The sequence below is a fragment of the Fibrobacter sp. UWEL genome (assembly GCF_900142535.1).
GTDB lineage: Bacteria > Fibrobacterota > Fibrobacteria > Fibrobacterales > Fibrobacteraceae > Fibrobacter.
Window position 1 is genome coordinate 32,667 of sequence record NZ_FRBE01000018.1, and the last position, 17,889, is coordinate 50,555.

At 51.3% G+C, this 17,889-nt stretch carries 19 protein-coding genes; 17 read left to right on the plus strand and 2 right to left on the minus strand.

What is annotated here, in order from left to right; translation table 11 throughout:
- Positions 1-270: 270 nt before the first annotated feature.
- From rplM to BUB59_RS11340, 8 genes are all read left to right on the plus strand, one after another.
- Positions 271-699: a 50S ribosomal protein L13 gene (gene rplM / locus BUB59_RS11305; RefSeq protein ID WP_073230024.1), complete on the plus strand. Its 429-nt coding sequence runs from the start codon at positions 271-273 to the stop codon at positions 697-699.
- A 45-nt stretch (positions 700-744) separates the two neighbouring features.
- Positions 745-1,125 carry a 30S ribosomal protein S9 gene (rpsI, locus tag BUB59_RS11310; protein ID WP_199220764.1) on the plus strand — a complete coding sequence of 127 codons (381 nt, stop codon included), beginning with the start codon at positions 745-747 and terminating at the stop codon, positions 1,123-1,125.
- A gap of 252 nt (positions 1,126-1,377) precedes the next feature.
- The gene (gene rpsB / locus BUB59_RS11315) at positions 1,378-2,112 is read left to right on the plus strand and encodes a 30S ribosomal protein S2 (RefSeq protein ID WP_073230026.1); all 735 of its coding nucleotides are present in this window, start codon (positions 1,378-1,380) and stop codon (positions 2,110-2,112) included.
- 2 nt (positions 2,113-2,114) lie between these two features.
- Complete coding sequence (gene tsf, locus BUB59_RS11320; RefSeq protein WP_073230027.1) at positions 2,115-3,011, plus strand: translation elongation factor Ts; 897 nt, start codon at positions 2,115-2,117, stop codon at positions 3,009-3,011.
- A gap of 147 nt (positions 3,012-3,158) precedes the next feature.
- Positions 3,159-3,866, plus strand: coding sequence for a UMP kinase (gene pyrH, locus BUB59_RS11325; RefSeq protein ID WP_073230028.1), 708 nt, complete (start codon positions 3,159-3,161; stop codon positions 3,864-3,866).
- Between the two features lie 33 nt (positions 3,867-3,899).
- Positions 3,900-4,433, plus strand: coding sequence for a ribosome recycling factor (gene frr, locus BUB59_RS11330; RefSeq protein WP_073230031.1), 534 nt, complete (start codon positions 3,900-3,902; stop codon positions 4,431-4,433).
- 40 nt (positions 4,434-4,473) lie between these two features.
- The gene (locus tag BUB59_RS11335) at positions 4,474-5,184 is read left to right on the plus strand and encodes an isoprenyl transferase (RefSeq protein ID WP_073230033.1); all 711 of its coding nucleotides are present in this window, start codon (positions 4,474-4,476) and stop codon (positions 5,182-5,184) included.
- Positions 5,177-6,061, plus strand: a complete 885-nt coding sequence (locus BUB59_RS11340; RefSeq protein WP_073230036.1) for a phosphatidate cytidylyltransferase — start codon at positions 5,177-5,179, stop codon at positions 6,059-6,061. The genes BUB59_RS11335 and BUB59_RS11340 overlap by 8 nt, the downstream gene beginning before the upstream one ends.
- Before the next feature lie 39 nt (positions 6,062-6,100).
- Here the strand turns inward: BUB59_RS11340 and tatC are convergent, their stop codons facing one another.
- Both tatC and tatA read right to left on the minus strand, forming a co-directional pair.
- Entirely contained in the window at positions 6,101-6,889 is a 789-nt protein-coding gene (gene tatC / locus BUB59_RS11345; RefSeq protein WP_234980034.1) for a twin-arginine translocase subunit TatC, read from the minus strand.
- On the minus strand, positions 6,843-7,064 hold the full coding sequence (gene tatA, locus BUB59_RS11350; protein WP_073230040.1) for a twin-arginine translocase TatA/TatE family subunit: 222 nt from the start codon (positions 7,062-7,064) through the stop codon (positions 6,843-6,845). The genes tatC and tatA overlap by 47 nt, the downstream gene beginning before the upstream one ends.
- A gap of 82 nt (positions 7,065-7,146) precedes the next feature.
- On the opposite strand from tatA, the gene galE reads away from it, so the two are divergent.
- The 9 genes from galE (at position 7,147) to BUB59_RS11395 (ending at position 17,833) form a co-directional block, all read left to right on the plus strand.
- On the plus strand, positions 7,147-8,157 hold the full coding sequence (galE, locus tag BUB59_RS11355; RefSeq protein ID WP_073230042.1) for a UDP-glucose 4-epimerase GalE: 1,011 nt from the start codon (positions 7,147-7,149) through the stop codon (positions 8,155-8,157).
- Positions 8,158-8,299: 142 nt separating this feature from the next.
- The gene (locus tag BUB59_RS11360) at positions 8,300-9,445 is read left to right on the plus strand and encodes a 1-deoxy-D-xylulose-5-phosphate reductoisomerase (protein ID WP_073230044.1); all 1,146 of its coding nucleotides are present in this window, start codon (positions 8,300-8,302) and stop codon (positions 9,443-9,445) included.
- Positions 9,446-9,682: 237 nt separating this feature from the next.
- Positions 9,683-11,509 carry a glycoside hydrolase family 9 protein gene (locus BUB59_RS11365; protein ID WP_073230046.1) on the plus strand — a complete coding sequence of 609 codons (1,827 nt, stop codon included), beginning with the start codon at positions 9,683-9,685 and terminating at the stop codon, positions 11,507-11,509.
- Between the two features lie 146 nt (positions 11,510-11,655).
- A complete protein-coding gene (gene rseP / locus BUB59_RS11370) occupies positions 11,656-13,035 on the plus strand; it encodes an RIP metalloprotease RseP (RefSeq protein WP_073230048.1) in 1,380 nt (459 codons plus the stop codon).
- A gap of 53 nt (positions 13,036-13,088) precedes the next feature.
- Entirely contained in the window at positions 13,089-14,012 is a 924-nt protein-coding gene (locus BUB59_RS11375) for a bile acid:sodium symporter family protein (RefSeq protein ID WP_073230050.1), read from the plus strand.
- A 140-nt stretch (positions 14,013-14,152) separates the two neighbouring features.
- Positions 14,153-15,436, plus strand: a complete 1,284-nt coding sequence (gene purD, locus BUB59_RS11380; RefSeq protein ID WP_073230052.1) for a phosphoribosylamine--glycine ligase — start codon at positions 14,153-14,155, stop codon at positions 15,434-15,436.
- Between the two features lie 10 nt (positions 15,437-15,446).
- Entirely contained in the window at positions 15,447-15,923 is a 477-nt protein-coding gene (gene purE / locus BUB59_RS11385) for a 5-(carboxyamino)imidazole ribonucleotide mutase (protein WP_073230054.1), read from the plus strand.
- A 24-nt stretch (positions 15,924-15,947) separates the two neighbouring features.
- On the plus strand, positions 15,948-16,763 hold the full coding sequence (locus BUB59_RS11390; protein ID WP_073230056.1) for a DUF3108 domain-containing protein: 816 nt from the start codon (positions 15,948-15,950) through the stop codon (positions 16,761-16,763).
- A gap of 104 nt (positions 16,764-16,867) precedes the next feature.
- Positions 16,868-17,833, plus strand: a complete 966-nt coding sequence (locus BUB59_RS11395; RefSeq protein WP_073230058.1) for a hypothetical protein — start codon at positions 16,868-16,870, stop codon at positions 17,831-17,833.
- Positions 17,834-17,889: the final 56 nt, after the last annotated feature.

Below are 17,889 nucleotides of genomic sequence, written 5' to 3' on the forward strand. Positions count from 1 at the left end.
AATCCAAAACACCAAACAAAGGGCTCCGTGGCACCCGCTGCGGAGTCTTTTTTTTATGAGTCCGCAGGCGGTATAGTCCAGAAATATGTCTAAAATGCTATGTGAATTATATGGATTATTATAATTAGTAGAATGATAAAGCCCTAAACTACGGACTTTTTTATAAAAAACAGACTTTTTTACCCTTGCGGGGCTTGTATTTTTCTTCTAAATTTAGCCCAGCAATTTCACGGAGCAAGTCGCTCCGGAATAACTTATCAAAGGATTTACATGAAGACCATTACGGTAAACCCGAAGAACGTCGAACGCAAGTGGAAGCTTGTGGACGCCGCTAACAAGCCGATGGGCCGCGTTGCAACTGAAGTTGCTCGTATCCTCATGGGCAAGAACAAGGCCATCTTCTCCCCGAACGTCGACACTGGCGACTTCGTGGTTGTGATCAATGCAGAAAAGGTTGCAGTTACTGGCAACAAGATGCTGAAGAAGGAATACTTCCACCACACCGGTATGATCTCTGGTGAACGTTGGATCAACTTCGCAGACCTCCTTGCTAAGCACCCGACCGCACCGCTCGAAGCAGCTATCTGGGGCATGCTCCCTCACAGCGCTCTCGGTCACAAGATGATCAAGAAACTCAAAATCTATGCCGGTGCAGAACATCCGCACGCAGCACAGAAACTCGAAGTCGTAGACTTGTAATTTAGAACGGAGGATACCTCTATCGCTACCGCAAAGAATAAGAAGATCTACCGCGGCACTGGCCGTCGTAAGAACGCTATTGCTGCTGTGATCCTGAAGCCGGGTTCCGGCAAGCGCACTATCAATGGTCGTGATTTTAAGGATTACTTCCACTCTGAAGTGCAGAACATGATCGCCAACCTTCCGTTTGCCATCCTCGGCAACGCAGAAGAATGGGACGTCGAAGTTACCGCTCGTGGCGGTGGCATCGCCGGCCAGATGGGCGCTGTCCGTCTTGGCATTGCACGCGCTCTCGTCGCTAACGACGCAGAAGTCAAGCCCGCCCTCAAGAAGGAAGGCCTCATGACTCGTGACGCTCGTGCCGTTGAACGTAAGAAGTTCGGCCGTAAGAAGGCTCGTAAGAACTTCCAGTTCTCCAAGCGCTAATCGATCATTCGATTTTCAAGGAAAAGCTCTCGCCTCGGCGAGGGCTTTTTCTTTTTTATGCTCCTTTGCGTTAGTTCTTTGACCTTTATCCTTTAAACTTTAATCTTTATTTGCTAAATTTCCCCCCGCTCGGGCAATTACGCCCTGGCATAATTCAATCACCAGTCTCGTAAGAGCCGCTTCGGTGGTACCAAGGTACTTTGCGGCTTAATTACAGGCTGGGTAGTAACAACCGAAAAAAGGAATAACATTATGGCAAATCTGCCTTCCGTTGAAGACCTGCTTGCTGCAGGTTCCCACTTTGGTCACCAGACTCAGCGTTGGAATCCGAAGATGAAGCCCTACATCTTGGCTGAAAAGAACGGCATCTACGTTCTTAACCTGTCCAAGACCCGCGACCTCCTCGAAGTTGCTGCCGCTGCTGCAAAGAAGATCTCCGAATCCGGTAAGACCGTTCTTTTCGTTGGTACCAAGCCGACCGCTCGTCAGTGCGTTCTGGATGCAGCAGCTGCTTGCAACCAGTTCTCCGTTACCAACCGTTGGTTGGGCGGTATGCTGACCAACTTCCAGACCGTTCGTAAGTCCATCAAGAAGATTGACAAGATCGACGCTATGGAACAGGACGGCACTTTCCAGGTCCTCGGTAAGAAGGAAGTCCTGGACAAGACTCGCGAACGCGCCAAGCTCCTCGAAGTGTTCGGTGGCATCCGCGAAATGGTGAACCTTCCGGGCCTCCTGGTCGTGACCGACCTCGCTCACGAAAAGATCGCCGTTGCTGAAGCACGTCGTCTTCACATTCCTATCATCGGCATTTGCGATACTAACGTAGACCCGACCCTCGTTGACTACCCGATTCCGGCTAACGACGACGCTGTCAAGTCTCTGAAGCTCATCGTTGACTACATCGCTGGCAACGTTGCTCCTCGCTCTGTCGAAAAGAAGTCCAAGGAAGAAATCAAGAAGTTTGATAACGGTGAGGACAAGTAATCATGGCCGCTATTACCGCTTCTCTCGTAAATGAACTCCGTCAGAAGACTGGCGTTGGCATGATGCAGTGCAAGAAGGCACTGACCGAAACCGACGGTGATCTGGACAAGGCAATCGAACTCCTCCGTAAGCAGGGTGCTGCTGTTGCTGCAAAGCGCGCAGACAAGGCTGCCAAGGAAGGTCGTATCTACTTGATCGAAACCGCTGATAAGGCTGCTGCATTCGAACTCTCCTGCGAAACTGAACCTGTTTCCAACAACGACGACTTCGTCGCTCTCGCAGCTATGGCTGTGAAGGCTGTTGAAACTCAGGCTATCTCTTCCGTTGAAGACCTGAAGGCTGCTTCTGTTGATGGCAAGAAGATTAACGACGTTCTCCAGGACGTTCTCGTTAAGATTCAGGAAAACATCGACTTCCGCAAGTATGCAGAAATCAAGAAGTCTGCAAACTCCGTGTTCGGTGTTTACAGCCACATGAAGGGCAAGATCGGTGTGATCACCGAACTCGCTTTCGAAGGCGCTGCCGACGAAGCTGCTCTCAAGGCTGCTGCTAAGGACATCGCTATGCAGGCCGCTGCTTTCGCTCCGGTTGCACTGAACGATGCTGCAGTTCCTGCTGAAACTATCGAAAAGGAACGCGAAATTGCTCGCGCCCAGATCGAAGCTCAGGCTCAGGCAACTGGTAAGCAGACCAAGCCGGAATTCGTTGAACGTCAGCTTGATGGCCGCGTTGCTAAGGTCCTCAAGGAAATCGTTCTCGAAGACCAGGAATTCTTCATGTCCGAAAAGAACCCGAAGAAGCTGGCTGTCAAGGACTACCTCCAGGAAGTCGTTGCTAAGCAGCTCGGTCTCTCTTCTCTGAAGGTCGTGAACTTCATCCGCTTCGAACGCGGTAACTAATTCGCTTTTGTGTCATCCCGAGCGAAGCCCGTTAGGGCGGAGTCGAGGGATCTAGCAATTAGAAAATGGTCGTCCCTTAGGGGGCGGCCGTTTTTTATGCCGTTCTTTTTTCTACATTAGCCTTGATTAAAACAACTGGAGCTTATTATGGCAAAGTTCAAGCGTGTATTGCTGAAGCTTAGTGGCGAAGCCCTCGCAGGCGAAAAGGGTCACGGCATCGACAATGAAATTCTGACCGAGATGGCAAGTGAAATTGCAGACGTCGTTAAGAAGGGCGTGCAGGTCACTCTCGTCATCGGTGGTGGTAACATGATTCGCGGTGTGTCCGCCTCCGCAGGTGGCATGAACCGCGCCCAGGGTGACGCCATGGGTATGCTGGGTACTGTGATGAATGGACTGGCTATGCAGGACGCCCTCGACAAGCAGGGCATCGACAGCGTGGTCATGAGCGCTATCCGCATGGAACCCATTTGCGAATTCTTTGACCGCCGCAAGGCTATCAAGCTTCTGAACGCAGGCTCTGTGATTATCTTCTCCGCAGGTACCGGCAATCCCTTCTTTACCACCGACAGCTGCGCCGCTCTTCGTGCCATCGAAACTGAATGCGATGTGATCATGAAGGTGACCAAGGTGGATGGCATCTATACTGCCGACCCCATGAAGGATCCGACTGCAACTCGCTTTGATGACATTACCTATAACGACGTGATCGCTCGCGGTCTTAAGGTGATGGACACCGCCGCTGTGGCTCTGTGCATGGAACACAATATGCCCATTTTCGTGTTCAAGATGGAAAAGGGCTGCTTGACTCAGGCCGCTGTTGAAGGTAATTTAGGTACACTGGTTCATTGTTAATGAACCCCAAGTTTTAATTGAAAAGGTTTTATTATGGCAGATTATTCTGAAAAGATGGCTAAGGCTGTTGAAGCTACTGAACGTGAATTCTCCAAGATCCGCGCTGGCCAGGCTTCTCCCGCTATCCTCAACGATATTCGTATTGATTACTACGGCACTCCGACTCCCATCTCTCAGGTTGCAAAGGTTTCCGTTCCGGAACCTCGTATGCTCCTGGTCGCTCCTTGGGAAAAGCAGCTGGTTGACCTGATTGAAAAGGCTATCTATGCCGCTAACATCGGTCTTACCCCCATGAAGGATGGTAACTCCATTCGCGTTAGCCTCCCGATCCTTACTACCGAACGCCGTCAGGAACTGGCTAAGATCGCTCGTAAGCATGCCGAAGACGGTCGCGTTGCTATCCGCAACATCCGTCGCGACGCTAACGACGCCATCAAGAAGGACAAGGAAATGCCCGAAGACGAAGCTAAGAAGCAGCAGGACGAAATCCAGAAGGCTACTGACAAGGCTATCGCTCAGATCGACGCACTTCTCGCTGCTAAGGAAGCCGACATTCTTAAGGTTTAATCCTTAGTTTGTTGAAAATTGGGATTCGTAAGGGTAACGCGTGGCAAATCAGCTTCGACATGTTGCAATCATCATGGACGGCAATGGCCGCTGGGCCAAGAGCCGTGGCATGGAACGTTTCTTCGGTCACCGTAAGGGAACCGAGTCTACTATCGATGCCGTAGAAGTGGGTGTGAACCTCAAGCTGGAACATATGACTTTGTATGTATTCAGCTCTGAAAACTGGGGCCGCCCCTCCAAGGAAGTGGATTACTTGATGAACCTTCTCATTGAGATGGTGGTCAAGGAAATTCCCGACTTGATGGAAAAGAATGTGAAGCTTACCGTCATTGGCAACATGAATCGCATTCCTGAAAAGCCTCGCGCAAGCCTTCAGTCTGCAATTGACATTACTGCAAACAATACTGGCATGCAGTTGAACCTGGCAATCTCCTATGGTGGTCGTCAGGAAATCGTCACTGCTGTCAAGTCTATTGCCGCCCAGGTTGCCGCTGGCACCATCAAGGTGGACGACATCGACGATGACTTGTTTGCTAAAAACCTCTATCTGAAGGGTGCTCCCGATCCGGATCTCATTATCCGCACCGGTGGCGAATTCAGACTTTCCAACTACCTTCTTTGGCAGGCTGCCTACAGCGAGTTCTATGTGACGGACACCCTGTGGCCTGACTTCACCAAGGAAGAATTTATGAAGGCGGTGGAGTTCTTCAATACTCGCGAACGCCGCTTTGGGAAGGTTCTCCATGAGTAATTTGGTTCAGCGTATTATTACCGCTCTTGTCGCAATTCCCCTGGTCTTTTTCCTCCTGTGGTTTAGCGACTATTCCCGTGTGGGTCTGATGTGCTTCCTTGCTGGTGTTGGCGCCTGGGAATGGGCCGGCATGACTCGCAAGATGTACCAGGGCCCGGACATGAGAGTGTTCTCTTTCGTTGCCTCCCTGGCATTGACCTTGGCATGGGCTCTTTCCAAGGGTGGTTTCTTCGGCATTGCAAATCCTGTTCCCTGCGTCGTGGGGATGACTAGCCTTGTGATTTTGGCAGGCTACATTGCAGTGGCCTACAGCAAGGTGGAAATCGAAAAGCTTTTCCCCTGGCTGGTCATGCATATCTCCGCTCCTCTGTACGTTGGTCTCTGGGGCGGCATGAACGTCCTCATGATGGGTAACGGCAAGGGTCTGGAACATTGCTACGGCTTTATTCTGGTCATGACTTCCATGTGGATCTGCGATACGGTGGCATACTTCTTCGGAAAGTTTGTTGCTGGTAAAGGTCCTTTCGGTCGTCACCTCTTTGCACCCAGCATTAGCCCCAAGAAGACTTGGGAAGGTTCCGTTGCAGGTACTGCAGCTACCATCGCCTGGGTTGCCTACTGGACCAACTGCAGCGCCGCCCTGTCTGCTTTCAATGTGAATATGGACTGGGTCAAGGGCATTGTCCTGGGCCTCCTGATTGCAATTGCTGGTCAGGCTGGCGACTTACTCATGAGCGCCCTCAAGCGCTGGAGCAATACCAAGGATTCCGGTAACCTGTTCGTAGGTCACGGCGGCGTTTTGGACCGTTGCGATTCCTTCTTGCTGGCAGCCCCCATGCTGTGGCTCCTGCTGGACTTCATGAAGAATTTCGCCTAATATTTTTGCATCGCTAGATGAATACGAAAAGGACCTGCTTTACGGCAGGTCTTTTTTCTTGAACTTTCTTGCGGCAAATAATCCCGCTTCGAAGAGCATGTATGTTGGCGTTCCTAAAACTAACTGGCTGATGACATCCGGCGGGGTCAAAAGAGCGGCTAGGATCAGAATCCCAATGACCACGTAGGGTCGGCCGTGGCTCACGGTTTCATAGCTGACTATATCCGAGCGAATCAGGGCGTAGGTGACCAGGGGAAACTGGAACATGCATCCGAAGGCTAGCGCCAGCCACAGGGCCAGATTCACCACGTTGGAAACGCCAAAGAGGGGGAGGAGGTTTTCGCTCTGGAAACTCATGCCGAATTGCACGATCAGGGGAAAACAGATACCCAGACAGAATACCACGCCAGCGATAAAAAGACCGCTGGTCATCCAGACCATGGATCGGATGAATTTCTTCTCGTGATCGTAAAGGGCGGGCAGCACGAACTGCCAGATGTTTCTTGCAATGCAGGGGGAACAGATGGCCAAGTCCAGGATGGCTGCAATCTTTACCTGCAGCAGGAATACTTCCATGGGGGAGAAGTAGTGCAGTGCGCCACCACTTTGGGAAATCATCTGCTGGGAGAACCAGTCCAGAACATAGGGGGCGGCGAAAAACAGGGGGATAATGCCTATGGCTAGGACCGCGAGGGACCGCAACAACGCCTTGCGCAGTGCCTCCAGGTGGGATACGAAAGAGGATTCGTCCATTGCCATAGCGGGTGGAGACGCAGAATGATTACTTGTCTTCGGCTTTAACTTCGGATTTTGCTTCAGCTTCGCCAACTTCTTCCACAGTCTTCTGCAGGTCGGCGGCCTCTTCCTTCAGGGCTTCCTTCGCCTTTTTGTATTCGTGCTGGGCCTTGCCTAGGGAACGCGCCAATTCAGGAATGCGCTTGCCGCCAAAGACCAGCAAGACAACTACGAGAATCAGGATGATTTCAGGAATTCCAAGAGACATAAGACCTCCGATTGTTCAACGCAGAAATTAGTTAATTCATTTTCTTTTTTCTATATTCAGTTGTGAAAAATAGAGGTTTACGATGAATATTCTTCTTACGGGTGGTGCAGGTTACATTGGCAGCCACACCATTATTGAATTGGATAAGGCCGGCCACTCTGTGGTCGTTGTGGACAATCTGGTGAACTCCAGCGAGGAATCCCTTCGCCGCGTGTCTCAGATTATCGGTAAGCCGGTGCCCTTCGTAAAGGCTGATGTTCGCTCCGCAGTTGCCATGAACGATGTGTTCAAGGAATTTGACATTGATGCGGTCATTCATTTCGCAGGCCTCAAGGCTGTGGGTGAATCTGTGGCTAAGCCTCTGGAATATTACGAGAACAACATGAACGCCACTTTCGTTCTGTTGGATGTGATGCGCAAGCACAACTGCAAGAACATCATTTTCTCCTCCTCTGCAACAGTTTATGGCGACCCGGCCATCATTCCCATTACGGAAGAATGCCCCAAGGGTAACTGCACCAATCCTTATGGTAAGACCAAGTCCATGCTGGAAGAAGTCATGATGGACCTGCAGAAGTCCGACCCGGAATGGAACGTGGTTCTGCTTCGCTACTTCAACCCCATTGGCGCTCACCAGAGTGGCCTCATTGGCGAAAATCCCAATGGCATTCCCAACAACCTGATGCCTTACATTACTCAGACGGCTGTGGGCCGCCGTGCAGAACTGGGCGTTTTCGGTAACGACTACGATACCCCCGATGGCACTGGTGTTCGCGACTACATTCACGTTTGTGATTTGGCCAATGGCCATGTGTGCGCCCTGCAGGCTATTGAACGCAAGTGTGGTCTTGCGATTTACAATCTGGGTACCGGTCACGGATACTCCGTGCTGGATGTGGTGAAGGCTTTCGAAAAGGCTAATGGCGTCAAGGTGCCTTACAGCATTAAGCCTCGTCGTGCTGGCGACATCGCTACCTGCTACTGCAATCCTGCAAAGGCCAAGGCTGAACTTGGTTGGGAAGCGAAGTTCGGTATCGAGGAAATGTGCCGCGACTCCTGGAACTTCCAGAAGAATAACCCCGAAGGATATTAACAATTATGAATTACAAGTTATGAATTACGAACTCGTAACTCATAACTCGAGCCTCACACGATTGTCATCCTGAGCGAAACGTAGTGAAGTCAAAAGCCTGCCCTGAGCTTGTCGAAGGGGATCTAAAAAAAGGATTTATAAAATGAAAAATGTCGTTCTTCTCGGTGCTACTGGTTCCATCGGAACTTCCACAGTAGATGTTTGCCTTCAGCATTCTGACCTGTTCAAGGTCTATGCGGTGGCCGCAAATTCCAGCGTTGAAAAGACTGCGGAAATTGTCCGCAAGTTCCACGTTGAACGCGTATGCATGTTCAAGCCCGAAGCCGCCAAGGAACTGAGCGCACTCCTGAACATGCCGGTGCTCTCCGGTATGGAAGGCCTCTGCGAATTGGCTGCCGATCCCAAGGCCGATATCATCATTAACGCCTTGATGGGTGCCGTGGGCTGCCTGCCCACCATTACCGCTATTGAACACGGTAAGCATGTGGCTCTCGCCAACAAGGAAACCATGGTCATGGCTGGCCCCGTCATTTGGGACAAGCTGGCTGAAAATCCCAAGGCTTTCATCACTCCCATTGACTCTGAACACAGCGCTATTTTCCAGTGCCTGGCAGACCGCCCCAACAAGGAAGTGGAATGTCTGGAAATCACCGCTTCCGGTGGCCCTTTCCGCACTTGGGACATTGAACGTTTTGAAAACATCACCGTGGCCGACGCCCTCAATCACCCGGTGTGGAGCATGGGTCGTAAGATCACCATTGACTCCGCTTCCATGATGAACAAGGGCCTGGAAGTTCTGGAAGCTCACTTCCTGTTCCATATTCCTTACGAACAGATCAAGGTTGTGGTTCACCCCCAGTCTATGGTCCATTCCCTGGTGCAGTTCCGTGATGGTTCCTTGATGGCTCAGCTGGGTGCTCCCGATATGCGCATTCCTATCCAGGTGGCTCTCACTTGGCCGGAACGTTTGCCGCTGGAAACCAAGCGTCTTGATTTGCCCACTCTCGGTCAGTTGACCTTCTTTGAACCGGACTTCAACAAGTTCCGCTGCCTGGCTCTCGCCTTTGAAGCTGGCCGTCGCGGTGGTGTCGTACCCGCCATGATGAACGCTGCCAACGAAGTCCTGGTGGATCGTTTCCTGGATGGCAAGCTGAAGTTTACCGACATTCCCCGTCATGTGGAAACCATCATCAACAACGCTCCCAACATTACTGGCCGCCTTTCTTTGGATCAGGTTCTGGAAGCTGACGCCGAAGCTCGCCGCCTGACGCTGGATCTTATCAAGTAGCTGTCCAACTAAGGACCCCGAGCTTGCCGAGGGGCCGAGCCCAAAAGCGAAGCCGCAAAAAAACGACGCTCTCGATTAAAATCGGGGCGTCTTTTTCTTTATTCCCCCTATCTGGATTTGACCTAGAGCACATTTCGGGAACACTTGTTACACTTGTAAACACTCCAGAGGGCGAATTTGTTTGGAAAATGGGAAAAAAGGGGTATATTTAGGGACGAAAAGTTTTAAGGAGATGTTATGTTCAGTAAATTCGGTCTCAAGCAGTTTGCCCCGCTGGCAATTTCTGCCCTGGCAATGGCCTCAAGTGCATTTGGCGCCACCGCCTACATTAACCAGATTGGTTATCGTGCCAATGACGCCAAGGAATTCACTCTTGCCGATGGTAACGGCACTGTAGAAATCGTAGATGCAACTGGCACTACCGTCTTGACTGCAACACCTTCTGCAGCCTCCTATTGGGATGGCAGCGAACAGAACGTGTCCCTGGTGGATTTCTCTGCAGTAACGACTCCGGGTACCTATTCCATCAAGATGGGTGGTCAGGAAGTTCGCAAGGACTTGAAGATTACGGATAATACTTTCGAAGAAGTGACGAAGGCTGCTCTTAAGTGGTTCTACTATCAGCGTGCCTCCATGGCTCTGGAAGAAACTTATGCGGGTCAGTGGAAGCGTGCCGCAGGCCATACCAACAGCACCATCCAGAAGCATTCTTCTGCAGGTAACGGTTCCATCCAGTCTTCCAAGGGCTGGTACGATGCCGGTGACTATGGTCGCTATATCGTGAACTCCGGTATTACTACCTATACTCTGCTTTCTCTGTTCGAACACTATCCGGACTATTTCAAGACTTTCAAGTGGAACATCCCCGCAGATGGTACTCTCCCGGATCTTTTGGCAGAAATCAAGTGGAATCTGGACTGGATGCTCACTATGCAGGATACTGACGGTGGCGTATTCCACAAGATGACTGCTCTGGGCTTCCCCGGCGATATTATGCCCGCTAAGGATACGGACCCCATTTATGTCATCGGTAAGGGAACCGCTGCATCTCTGGATTTCGCAGGTGTGATGGCTACCGCTTCCCGCGTGTACAAGGCATACGATGCCAACTTTGCCGCCCAGTGTCTGGCTGCTGCAAAGAGCGCATACGCATGGGGTACTCAGAACTCTAACGTTCGTTTCTCCAACCCCAGCGATGTGGCAACGGGTGAATACGGCGACAATTCCTTTGGCGATGAAAAGCTTTTCGCAGGTACTGAACTGTACTTGGCAACCAATGACGCCTCCTACAAGCAGAATGTTTCCGAAGCAGGCGTTCCCAACTGGGGCGATGTTTCCGGACTTGCTCTCTATGGTGCAGCAACTTACGGTGCTGATGCCAATAGCCAGCAGTTCCTCATCAAGAAGGCAGACGAATTCGTGGCCCGCGCTAATACGGGTTTCGGCGTCGTGATGGCTGCTGAAGATTATGTCTGGGGTTCCAACTCCGTAGCTGCAAACCAGGGCATTTGGCTCCTTCACGCTTACTACATCACCGGCGAAAAGAAGTATTATGATGCCGCCCGTAAGGCTTTGGACTATCTGCTGGGCAAGAACCCTCTGAACATGTCCTTCATGACCGGCTTTGGCACCAAGTCTCCTAAGAAGCCTCATCATCGTCCCAGTACCGCTGACGGCGTTTCCGCACCGGTTCCCGGCATGTTGGTAGGTGGCCCCCAGAACGATGACAACTCCGACGTTGGTGGAGAAACCTGGCAGTGTAAGGACTACACCAAGCCCCAGCCGGCTCTGTCCTACGTTGATGATCGTTGCAGCTATGCCTCCAACGAAGTGGCTATTAACTGGAATGCTCCGCTGTCTTACCTGGCTGGCGCAATTGAAGCCTTGAATAACGACCAGAAGCCTTCCTTCGCCGTGGCAGCCATTGGTTCTAACGCCATTAAGCCTGTCGTATCTGCCAATCGTCCCTCTTCCGAAAGCGTGCGCCTCCGCTTTGCAGACCAGAAGGTCTTCCTGGAAAAGAACGGCAAGCGTTACGACCTGAAGGGTATGCAGATAAAGTAATATTTCAAACGTCATCCTGAAGCCACGAAGCGGCTGAAGGATCCAGAGACGTTCTTTACTGCAGTTCAAAAAAATACAAGCTTTTAGGCGGTCCTTCGGGGGCCGCCTTTTTGCCTTTTGCGGGGTCTTTTTCTATTTTAGCGCCGATGGAACATATCCTTGATAACGTTTTGATGTTTGTGCTGGGCCTTATCGGTCTCAGCTTTTTGGTGACGATCCACGAACTGGGCCATTTCCTGGTGGCTAAGTGGAACAACGTGAAAGTGAACACCTTTAGTGTGGGCTTCGGGAAGAAACTCCTCAAGTATAAGAAGGGCGAGACGGAATACTGCATCTCTGCCATTCCCTTTGGTGGCTATGTGGCCATGGCAGGTGAGAATCCCGATTCCTTCAAGGATGGCCATGCTCCTGGTGAACGAGACTTTACCGGAAAGTCTGTTGGCGCTCGTGCTGCCATCGCCTTTGCAGGTCCCTTCATCAATATTGTGTTTGCTTTTGTCCTCCTGATGATCCTCTATATGGTGGGCGTTCAGGAGCCGGTGAATAAGGAACTGATCATTGGCTTTGTGGGGAAGAATTCTCCTGCGGCAACTGCTGGTATTCAGCCTGGCGATACGATTACCGCTATCAACGGAAAGCCTACTCAAGGTTGGGATGATTTCCGCGAACAGATTGGCGTGAGCCTAGGTGCCAACGTGGAACTTGAAGTCCATCGTGGTGGTGACGCCTTGATAATGACGGTTATTCCCGAAGAACTGGTGATTCCTGCAAAGGATTCTACGGAATCAGAAACCAAGATGGGAATTGGCGATGTGGGTGTTTATCCCCAGAATCGCGTTGTGGTTCGTGACGCTCCCTTTGCTGGCTCCGCTGCAGAAAAGGCTGGCATCAAGGCCTTGGATACCCTCTTTGAAATTAATGGACAGCACATTGGTCGCTATGAAGATGTGGTTCGCATTATCGACGGTTCCAAGGGCGAAGAAGTGAAGGTCACCGTCATTCGTGCGGGTGATACGCTCACTCTTCCCATGAAGGCAATCTACAACGAAGAAACCAAGCGCTATATGGTGGGCATCCCTCTGGGTTACGTTCTCTTCAGGGAAACAAAGCTGGTTCGCCGCGGTCCTATCGAAGCTCTTGAAAAAACTTGCGCTACAAGCCTCAAGATGACCACCAGTATCTTCCGTTATTTTGGCCGCCTCTTCAAGGGCCAGGTGAAGGTGGACGCTTTCTCCGGTCCAGTCTCTATTGTGGCTGTGATGGGTAACGTATGGATGAGTGGTTTCCAGGAATTCCTTATGTTGCTTGCCCTCATTAGCATTAACCTGGGCGTCATGAACTTGCTCCCGCTGGCCATTACCGATGGCGGCCTTCTCATGTTCCTGGGTATTGAAAAGCTCCGCGGTAAGCCTCTTTCTACAAAGACTCAAACCATCATTCAGAATGTGGCCGCAGCCTTCTTCATCAGCTTCTTCGTGTTCATCACCATTCTTGATCTCGGCAAGCTGAGCCTGTTCCTGAAGTGACGCGCCAAACGCGTGTCATCCTGAGCGGAACGTAGTGGAGTCGAAGGATCTATATGAAGGTTATCGCAAATTTCTTTAGTCGTTTTATGGCAATCATCGTCCTGGTGGTTGCCGCCCTTGCTTTGTTTGTTCCTGCAACAGGAATGTGGATCCAACTGAAGGCTGTAAACTACCTCTTGATGGTTGTCATGTTCGGCATGGGCCTCACCATGAAACTTTCCGACTTCAAGGTGGTCTTCGTTCACCCCAAGGAAGTCATCGTAGGATGCGTCGCACAGTTCACCATCATGCCCCTGCTGGCTTTTGCCCTAGGTAAAGTCTTTGGCTTGGAAACAGGCCTTCTGGCGGGCGTCATTCTGGTAGGTACATGCCCGGGCGGAACTTCCAGCAATGTCATCACTTACATGAGCCGCGGAAACGTTGCCCTCTCCGTGGGAATGACCAGCGTGAATACCTTGCTTTCGCCCCTGCTCACTCCCGCAATCACCTATCTTCTTTTGCGCACTTCCGTCAATGTGGATGTATGGGCCATGTGCCTCTCCATCATTCAGGTGGTCATCATTCCCATTGCGTTAGGCTTTGTGGTGAACCGTTTTGCTGGCCGCTATGTGGCCCGCGCCCTGGACTTGCTGCCGGTAGTTTCCGTAATCGCCATCTGCTTGATCGTCTCTACTGTTGTCGCTCACAATTCCGCAAAGATTATGACTACAGGCGCCATCGTTTTTGTGGTGGTGATTCTCCACAATCTGATGGGTTACGGCTGCGGTTTTGCCGTGGGCAAAATCTTCAAGATGGATCTTGCAAAGACCAAGGCCCTTACGGTGGAAATCGGCATGCAGAATTCCGGCTTGGCTACTTCCCTTGCCAACGCCAGTTTCCCGAACCTCGCCATGGCAACAGTTTCCGGCGCCATCTTCTCTGTATGGCACAATATCTCCGGCGCCATCCTTGCCAATATTCTGCGCTCTCGCGAATAGGCAACATAGCCTCTCAAGAATGCGCTTTGAAAAACGAAGGACGGGAAATTTCTGCCCTTTATTTTTCTATTTTGTTCCTCGTAAATTATATGTGGTTTTCCTAACCACTAGCCACTAACCACTAACCACTAAGGTCTAGTATGAACATTCTCGTAGTCGGTAGCGGCGGTCGTGAACACGCCATCGCCCTCGCTGTTAAGAAGTCCCCCATGTGCGACACTCTCATTTGCGCACCGGGCAACCCTGGCATGGCAAACCTGGGCAAGTGCATCCCCGTAGATGTAGCTGACCCCAAGGCTATCGCAGACCTGGCTGTGGCAAACAATATTGATCTCGCCATCATCGGACCGGAAATTCCTCTGGTTGCTGGTGTAGTAGACGAATTCCGCGCTCGCGGTCTCCGTGCTTTCGGCCCCACCGCCGGTGCAGCTGCTCTGGAAGGCTCCAAGGCTTTCAGTAAGGACATCATGAAGAAGTACAATGTCCCCACTGCAGCATTCGAAACTTTCACTGATCTCGCTTCTGCAAAGAAGTTCCTGGCTGAACATCCCGCTCCCATCGTGGTGAAGGCTTCCGGCCTTGCTGCAGGTAAGGGTGCCATCGTCTGCCTCACCGACAAGGAAGCTGACGACGCTGTTGAAGAAATGCTTGGCGAAAAGGCCGTGTTCGGCGAATCCGGCAAGACTGTGGTGATCGAAGAATTCATGGACGGCGAAGAAGCCTCCATCTTCGTTGTCTGCGACGGTAAGGATTACGTGATTCTCTCTTCCGCTCAGGACCACAAGCGCGTCTTCGACGACGACAAGGGCCCCAACACTGGTGGAATGGGCGCCTACTCTCCGGCACCGGTTGTTACCGATGCACTCTTGGACGAAGTGAAGAAGACTATTATCGAACCTACCCTCAAGGGTATGGCTGCCGAAGGCAAACCCTACACTGGCGTGCTCTACGTGGGCATCATGGTGACCTCTAAGGGTCCCAAGGTTGTGGAATACAACTGCCGCTTGGGTGACCCCGAATGCCAGATTGTTCTGCCTCTCTACGATGGCGACGTTCTTGCATTGTTCGATGCTGCTGAAAAGGGCGAACTGGCAAAGCTGGGCGCTCCCAAGGCTCCTAAGGGTTCCGCTGCAATCGTGGTCCTCGCAAGTGCTGGCTATCCGGGCTCCTACGAAAAGGGCAAGGTGGTTACCGGTATCGAAGAAGCCGAAAAGAACGGCGCACAGGTTCTCCACGCAGGTACCAAGATGGCTGACGGCAAGCTGGTCACCAACGGCGGCCGCGTGTTCGGCGTTGTCGGTCACGGCGCAACTCTGCAGGACGCTCTGAACGTTGCTTACGAAGCCTGCGAAAAGGTTCAGTTCGAAGGCAAGTTCTACCGCAAGGACATTGGTAAGAAGGGCCTTGCCCGTTTGGCTAAGTAATAGAGGTTTTATGTTTAACTATACTGAAAATGCAAAGGTCGGTATCGTTGCCGGTAGCAAGTCCGACCAGGATGTTGTAGACAAGATCACCGCTGTTCTCGACAGCTTCGGCATCAAGTGGGAATTGAACATTCTCTCTGCACATCGCACTCCCAACGCTACTGCAAAGTACGCCAAGGAAGCTGCCGACCGTGGCCTCCAGGTCATCATCGGTGTTGCTGGTCTCGCTGCCGCTCTTCCGGGCGTGCTGGCTGCACACACCATCCTTCCGGTGATCGGTCTGCCCTGCGCTGGCGGTCCCCTGAACGGTGTGGACGCTCTTCACTCCATCGTCCAGATGCCCGGTGGCATTCCTGTTGCAACTGTGGGTATCGGTAACGGCAAGAACGCCGGCTACCTGGCTGCCCACATCGTTGCCCTCTCTGATTCTGAAGTCAAGGCCAAGCTGGTGGAATACCGCAAGGGCCTGGGCGACATTGAAGGCTAGTGGCACTACGTGGGGGAAAGGCAAGTGACGTCTAGCTGGAATATTTCCTTTATTAGGAACATCGCATCTGTTGCGGTGTTCCTTTTTGCGGTCCTTGCTCTTTTCTCAAGTTCGTCTTATGCTGGTGAACCGAAGGACTTGCCCGAGGTGAACGCTCCCTGGATGAAAGGGGAAAAACTTACGTTCAGTTTGGGCTGGGGCCCTATTACGGCTGGCACTGCGACCCTGCAGGTGAAACCCACCAAGGATGGTAAGACCGAATTCTATACTTTGGCTCACGATGAGGGTACTCTTAAGAAATTGTATCCCGTTTCAGACACCATCTATACCCGCGTCCGAAACAAGGGCTTGATGACCGAAGTGTTCCGAAAAACACTGAACGAAGGCAGCTATCATAATAAGTCTGTGATTCGATTTGACCGCAAGGGCGAAAAGGCCTGGCTTTCCGATACCGTCTATACCGATGACAAAGTTCGTAAGGTCAAACGTTCCGCTGATACGGTGGTTACCATCCAGGGGATGGAGCATAGCATTATGTCCGCCTTCTATCTGGTCCGCACACTTCCTCTGGAAGATGGCAAAACTTCCAAGTTTTCCGCCGTCAGCGGTAAGAAACGCTATGAATTGAAGGTGATTGTCCATGGCCGCGAGACCCTCAAGACCAAACTTGGGGAGTTCAAGACCGTAAAAGTGGAACCCGTTCTGGATGGAGACGGCATTTTCGTGTCCAAAGGCCGCATTTTCATCTGGCTTACCGACGATGATCGCCGAATTCCAGTGCTGATGGAGTGCGAAATAGCCTTAGGCTCCATCAAGGCGAAACTTTTGAAGATGGAATAACCTTCAAATTCCTTTTTTTAACCAACTTTTACAAACAGAATTTTGCATATAGGCTGTTAAAAAATTATATTCCAAAGGCGATTTTGTATAATCAGAGGCTTTTAATGCTTAGAAAACTTTTATTGACCGCTTGCCTTACTCTAGGTCTGTCTGCTTTTGCGTCCACCTCCTGGGCTCAGGACGATGACGACGAATTCGTTTCTGCTCCGGCTGCATCCGCTGATGACGACGATGATGGCTTTGTTTCTGCTTCGACTGCAAAAAGGTCTCGTGCTTCTGTGGACGAAGATGATGAAGAAGAGGCTGATGGTGGCAACATGGACATCAGCGCCTCCCAGAGAAAGGAATTGGCTGCTCGTAAGAAGTTTGAAGAAGAACAGCGTCAGGACGAATATGCAAACTCCCTGCGTCGTCGTGACTGGCTCCGTAACCGTCTGATTTTCCAGATTGGTATGGGCTCTCGCTACGCCTTCATGGGTGAAACCGGTATGGGCATGAGCTTTGGTATCGGTGCAGAATATATCCTCCCGTTCCATCTGGCTCTTTATGGTTCCTTCGGCCTCCTGCCTAAGGGTACCGACAGTGAATTTGACGACTGGAAGCTGGAAGGTGGTACCGGTTGGAAGGCTGGTATTAACTACTACCTCTTCCCCAAGAACCCCCTCCATCTGGGTCTGTCCGTTTCCTACGGTACGGTTTATTTCGACCATGACATCATTCCGGTGGATGGCGTCCGTCCTATCATTTCCGTCGAAGGTGTTCAGGGCGATATCTTGATTACCTACCTTACCAACGAATGGTACTACCTGCAGTTCTCTATCGGTATGTACTATGCTCCGGAACTGACCAAGGATAGAAAGGAAAATGTTAGCTTCCGTATGGAATCCAACTCCGAATATAAGAACGAAAACGAAATTGAATACATTTCTCGTGTCGTGAACAAGAAGGGCATGAACAAGCAGGGCATCGTATTCGGTATCGCCATCGGTTATGCATTCCCGGAATTCTTCCCGGATGATACCGAAAAGCGTCGTCGTCAGCGTGAAAAGGAACGTGCTCGCGGCCGTTAATTCAAACGCTTAAAAATAGACCTTAAAAAAAGACCACCGATGGTGGTCTTTTTTTG

What these genes read in the sequence shown, in the direction of transcription:
- rplM (WP_073230024.1), top strand. Translation starts at nt 271, where the DNA reads ATGAAGACCATTACGGTAAACCCGAAGAACGTCGAACGCAAGTGGAAG.
- rpsB (WP_073230026.1), top strand. Translation starts at nt 1,378, where the DNA reads ATGGCAAATCTGCCTTCCGTTGAAGACCTGCTTGCTGCAGGTTCCCAC.
- tsf (WP_073230027.1), top strand. Translation starts at nt 2,115, where the DNA reads ATGGCCGCTATTACCGCTTCTCTCGTAAATGAACTCCGTCAGAAGACT.
- pyrH (WP_073230028.1), top strand. Translation starts at nt 3,159, where the DNA reads ATGGCAAAGTTCAAGCGTGTATTGCTGAAGCTTAGTGGCGAAGCCCTC.
- frr (WP_073230031.1), top strand. Translation starts at nt 3,900, where the DNA reads ATGGCAGATTATTCTGAAAAGATGGCTAAGGCTGTTGAAGCTACTGAA.
- BUB59_RS11340 (WP_073230036.1), top strand. Translation starts at nt 5,177, where the DNA reads ATGAGTAATTTGGTTCAGCGTATTATTACCGCTCTTGTCGCAATTCCC.
- tatA (WP_073230040.1), bottom strand. Translation starts at nt 7,064, where the DNA reads ATGTCTCTTGGAATTCCTGAAATCATCCTGATTCTCGTAGTTGTCTTG.
- galE (WP_073230042.1), top strand. Translation starts at nt 7,147, where the DNA reads ATGAATATTCTTCTTACGGGTGGTGCAGGTTACATTGGCAGCCACACC.
- BUB59_RS11360 (WP_073230044.1), top strand. Translation starts at nt 8,300, where the DNA reads ATGAAAAATGTCGTTCTTCTCGGTGCTACTGGTTCCATCGGAACTTCC.
- BUB59_RS11365 (WP_073230046.1), top strand. Translation starts at nt 9,683, where the DNA reads ATGTTCAGTAAATTCGGTCTCAAGCAGTTTGCCCCGCTGGCAATTTCT.
- rseP (WP_073230048.1), top strand. Translation starts at nt 11,656, where the DNA reads ATGGAACATATCCTTGATAACGTTTTGATGTTTGTGCTGGGCCTTATC.
- BUB59_RS11375 (WP_073230050.1), top strand. Translation starts at nt 13,089, where the DNA reads ATGAAGGTTATCGCAAATTTCTTTAGTCGTTTTATGGCAATCATCGTC.
- purD (WP_073230052.1), top strand. Translation starts at nt 14,153, where the DNA reads ATGAACATTCTCGTAGTCGGTAGCGGCGGTCGTGAACACGCCATCGCC.
- purE (WP_073230054.1), top strand. Translation starts at nt 15,447, where the DNA reads ATGTTTAACTATACTGAAAATGCAAAGGTCGGTATCGTTGCCGGTAGC.
- BUB59_RS11395 (WP_073230058.1), top strand. Translation starts at nt 16,868, where the DNA reads ATGCTTAGAAAACTTTTATTGACCGCTTGCCTTACTCTAGGTCTGTCT.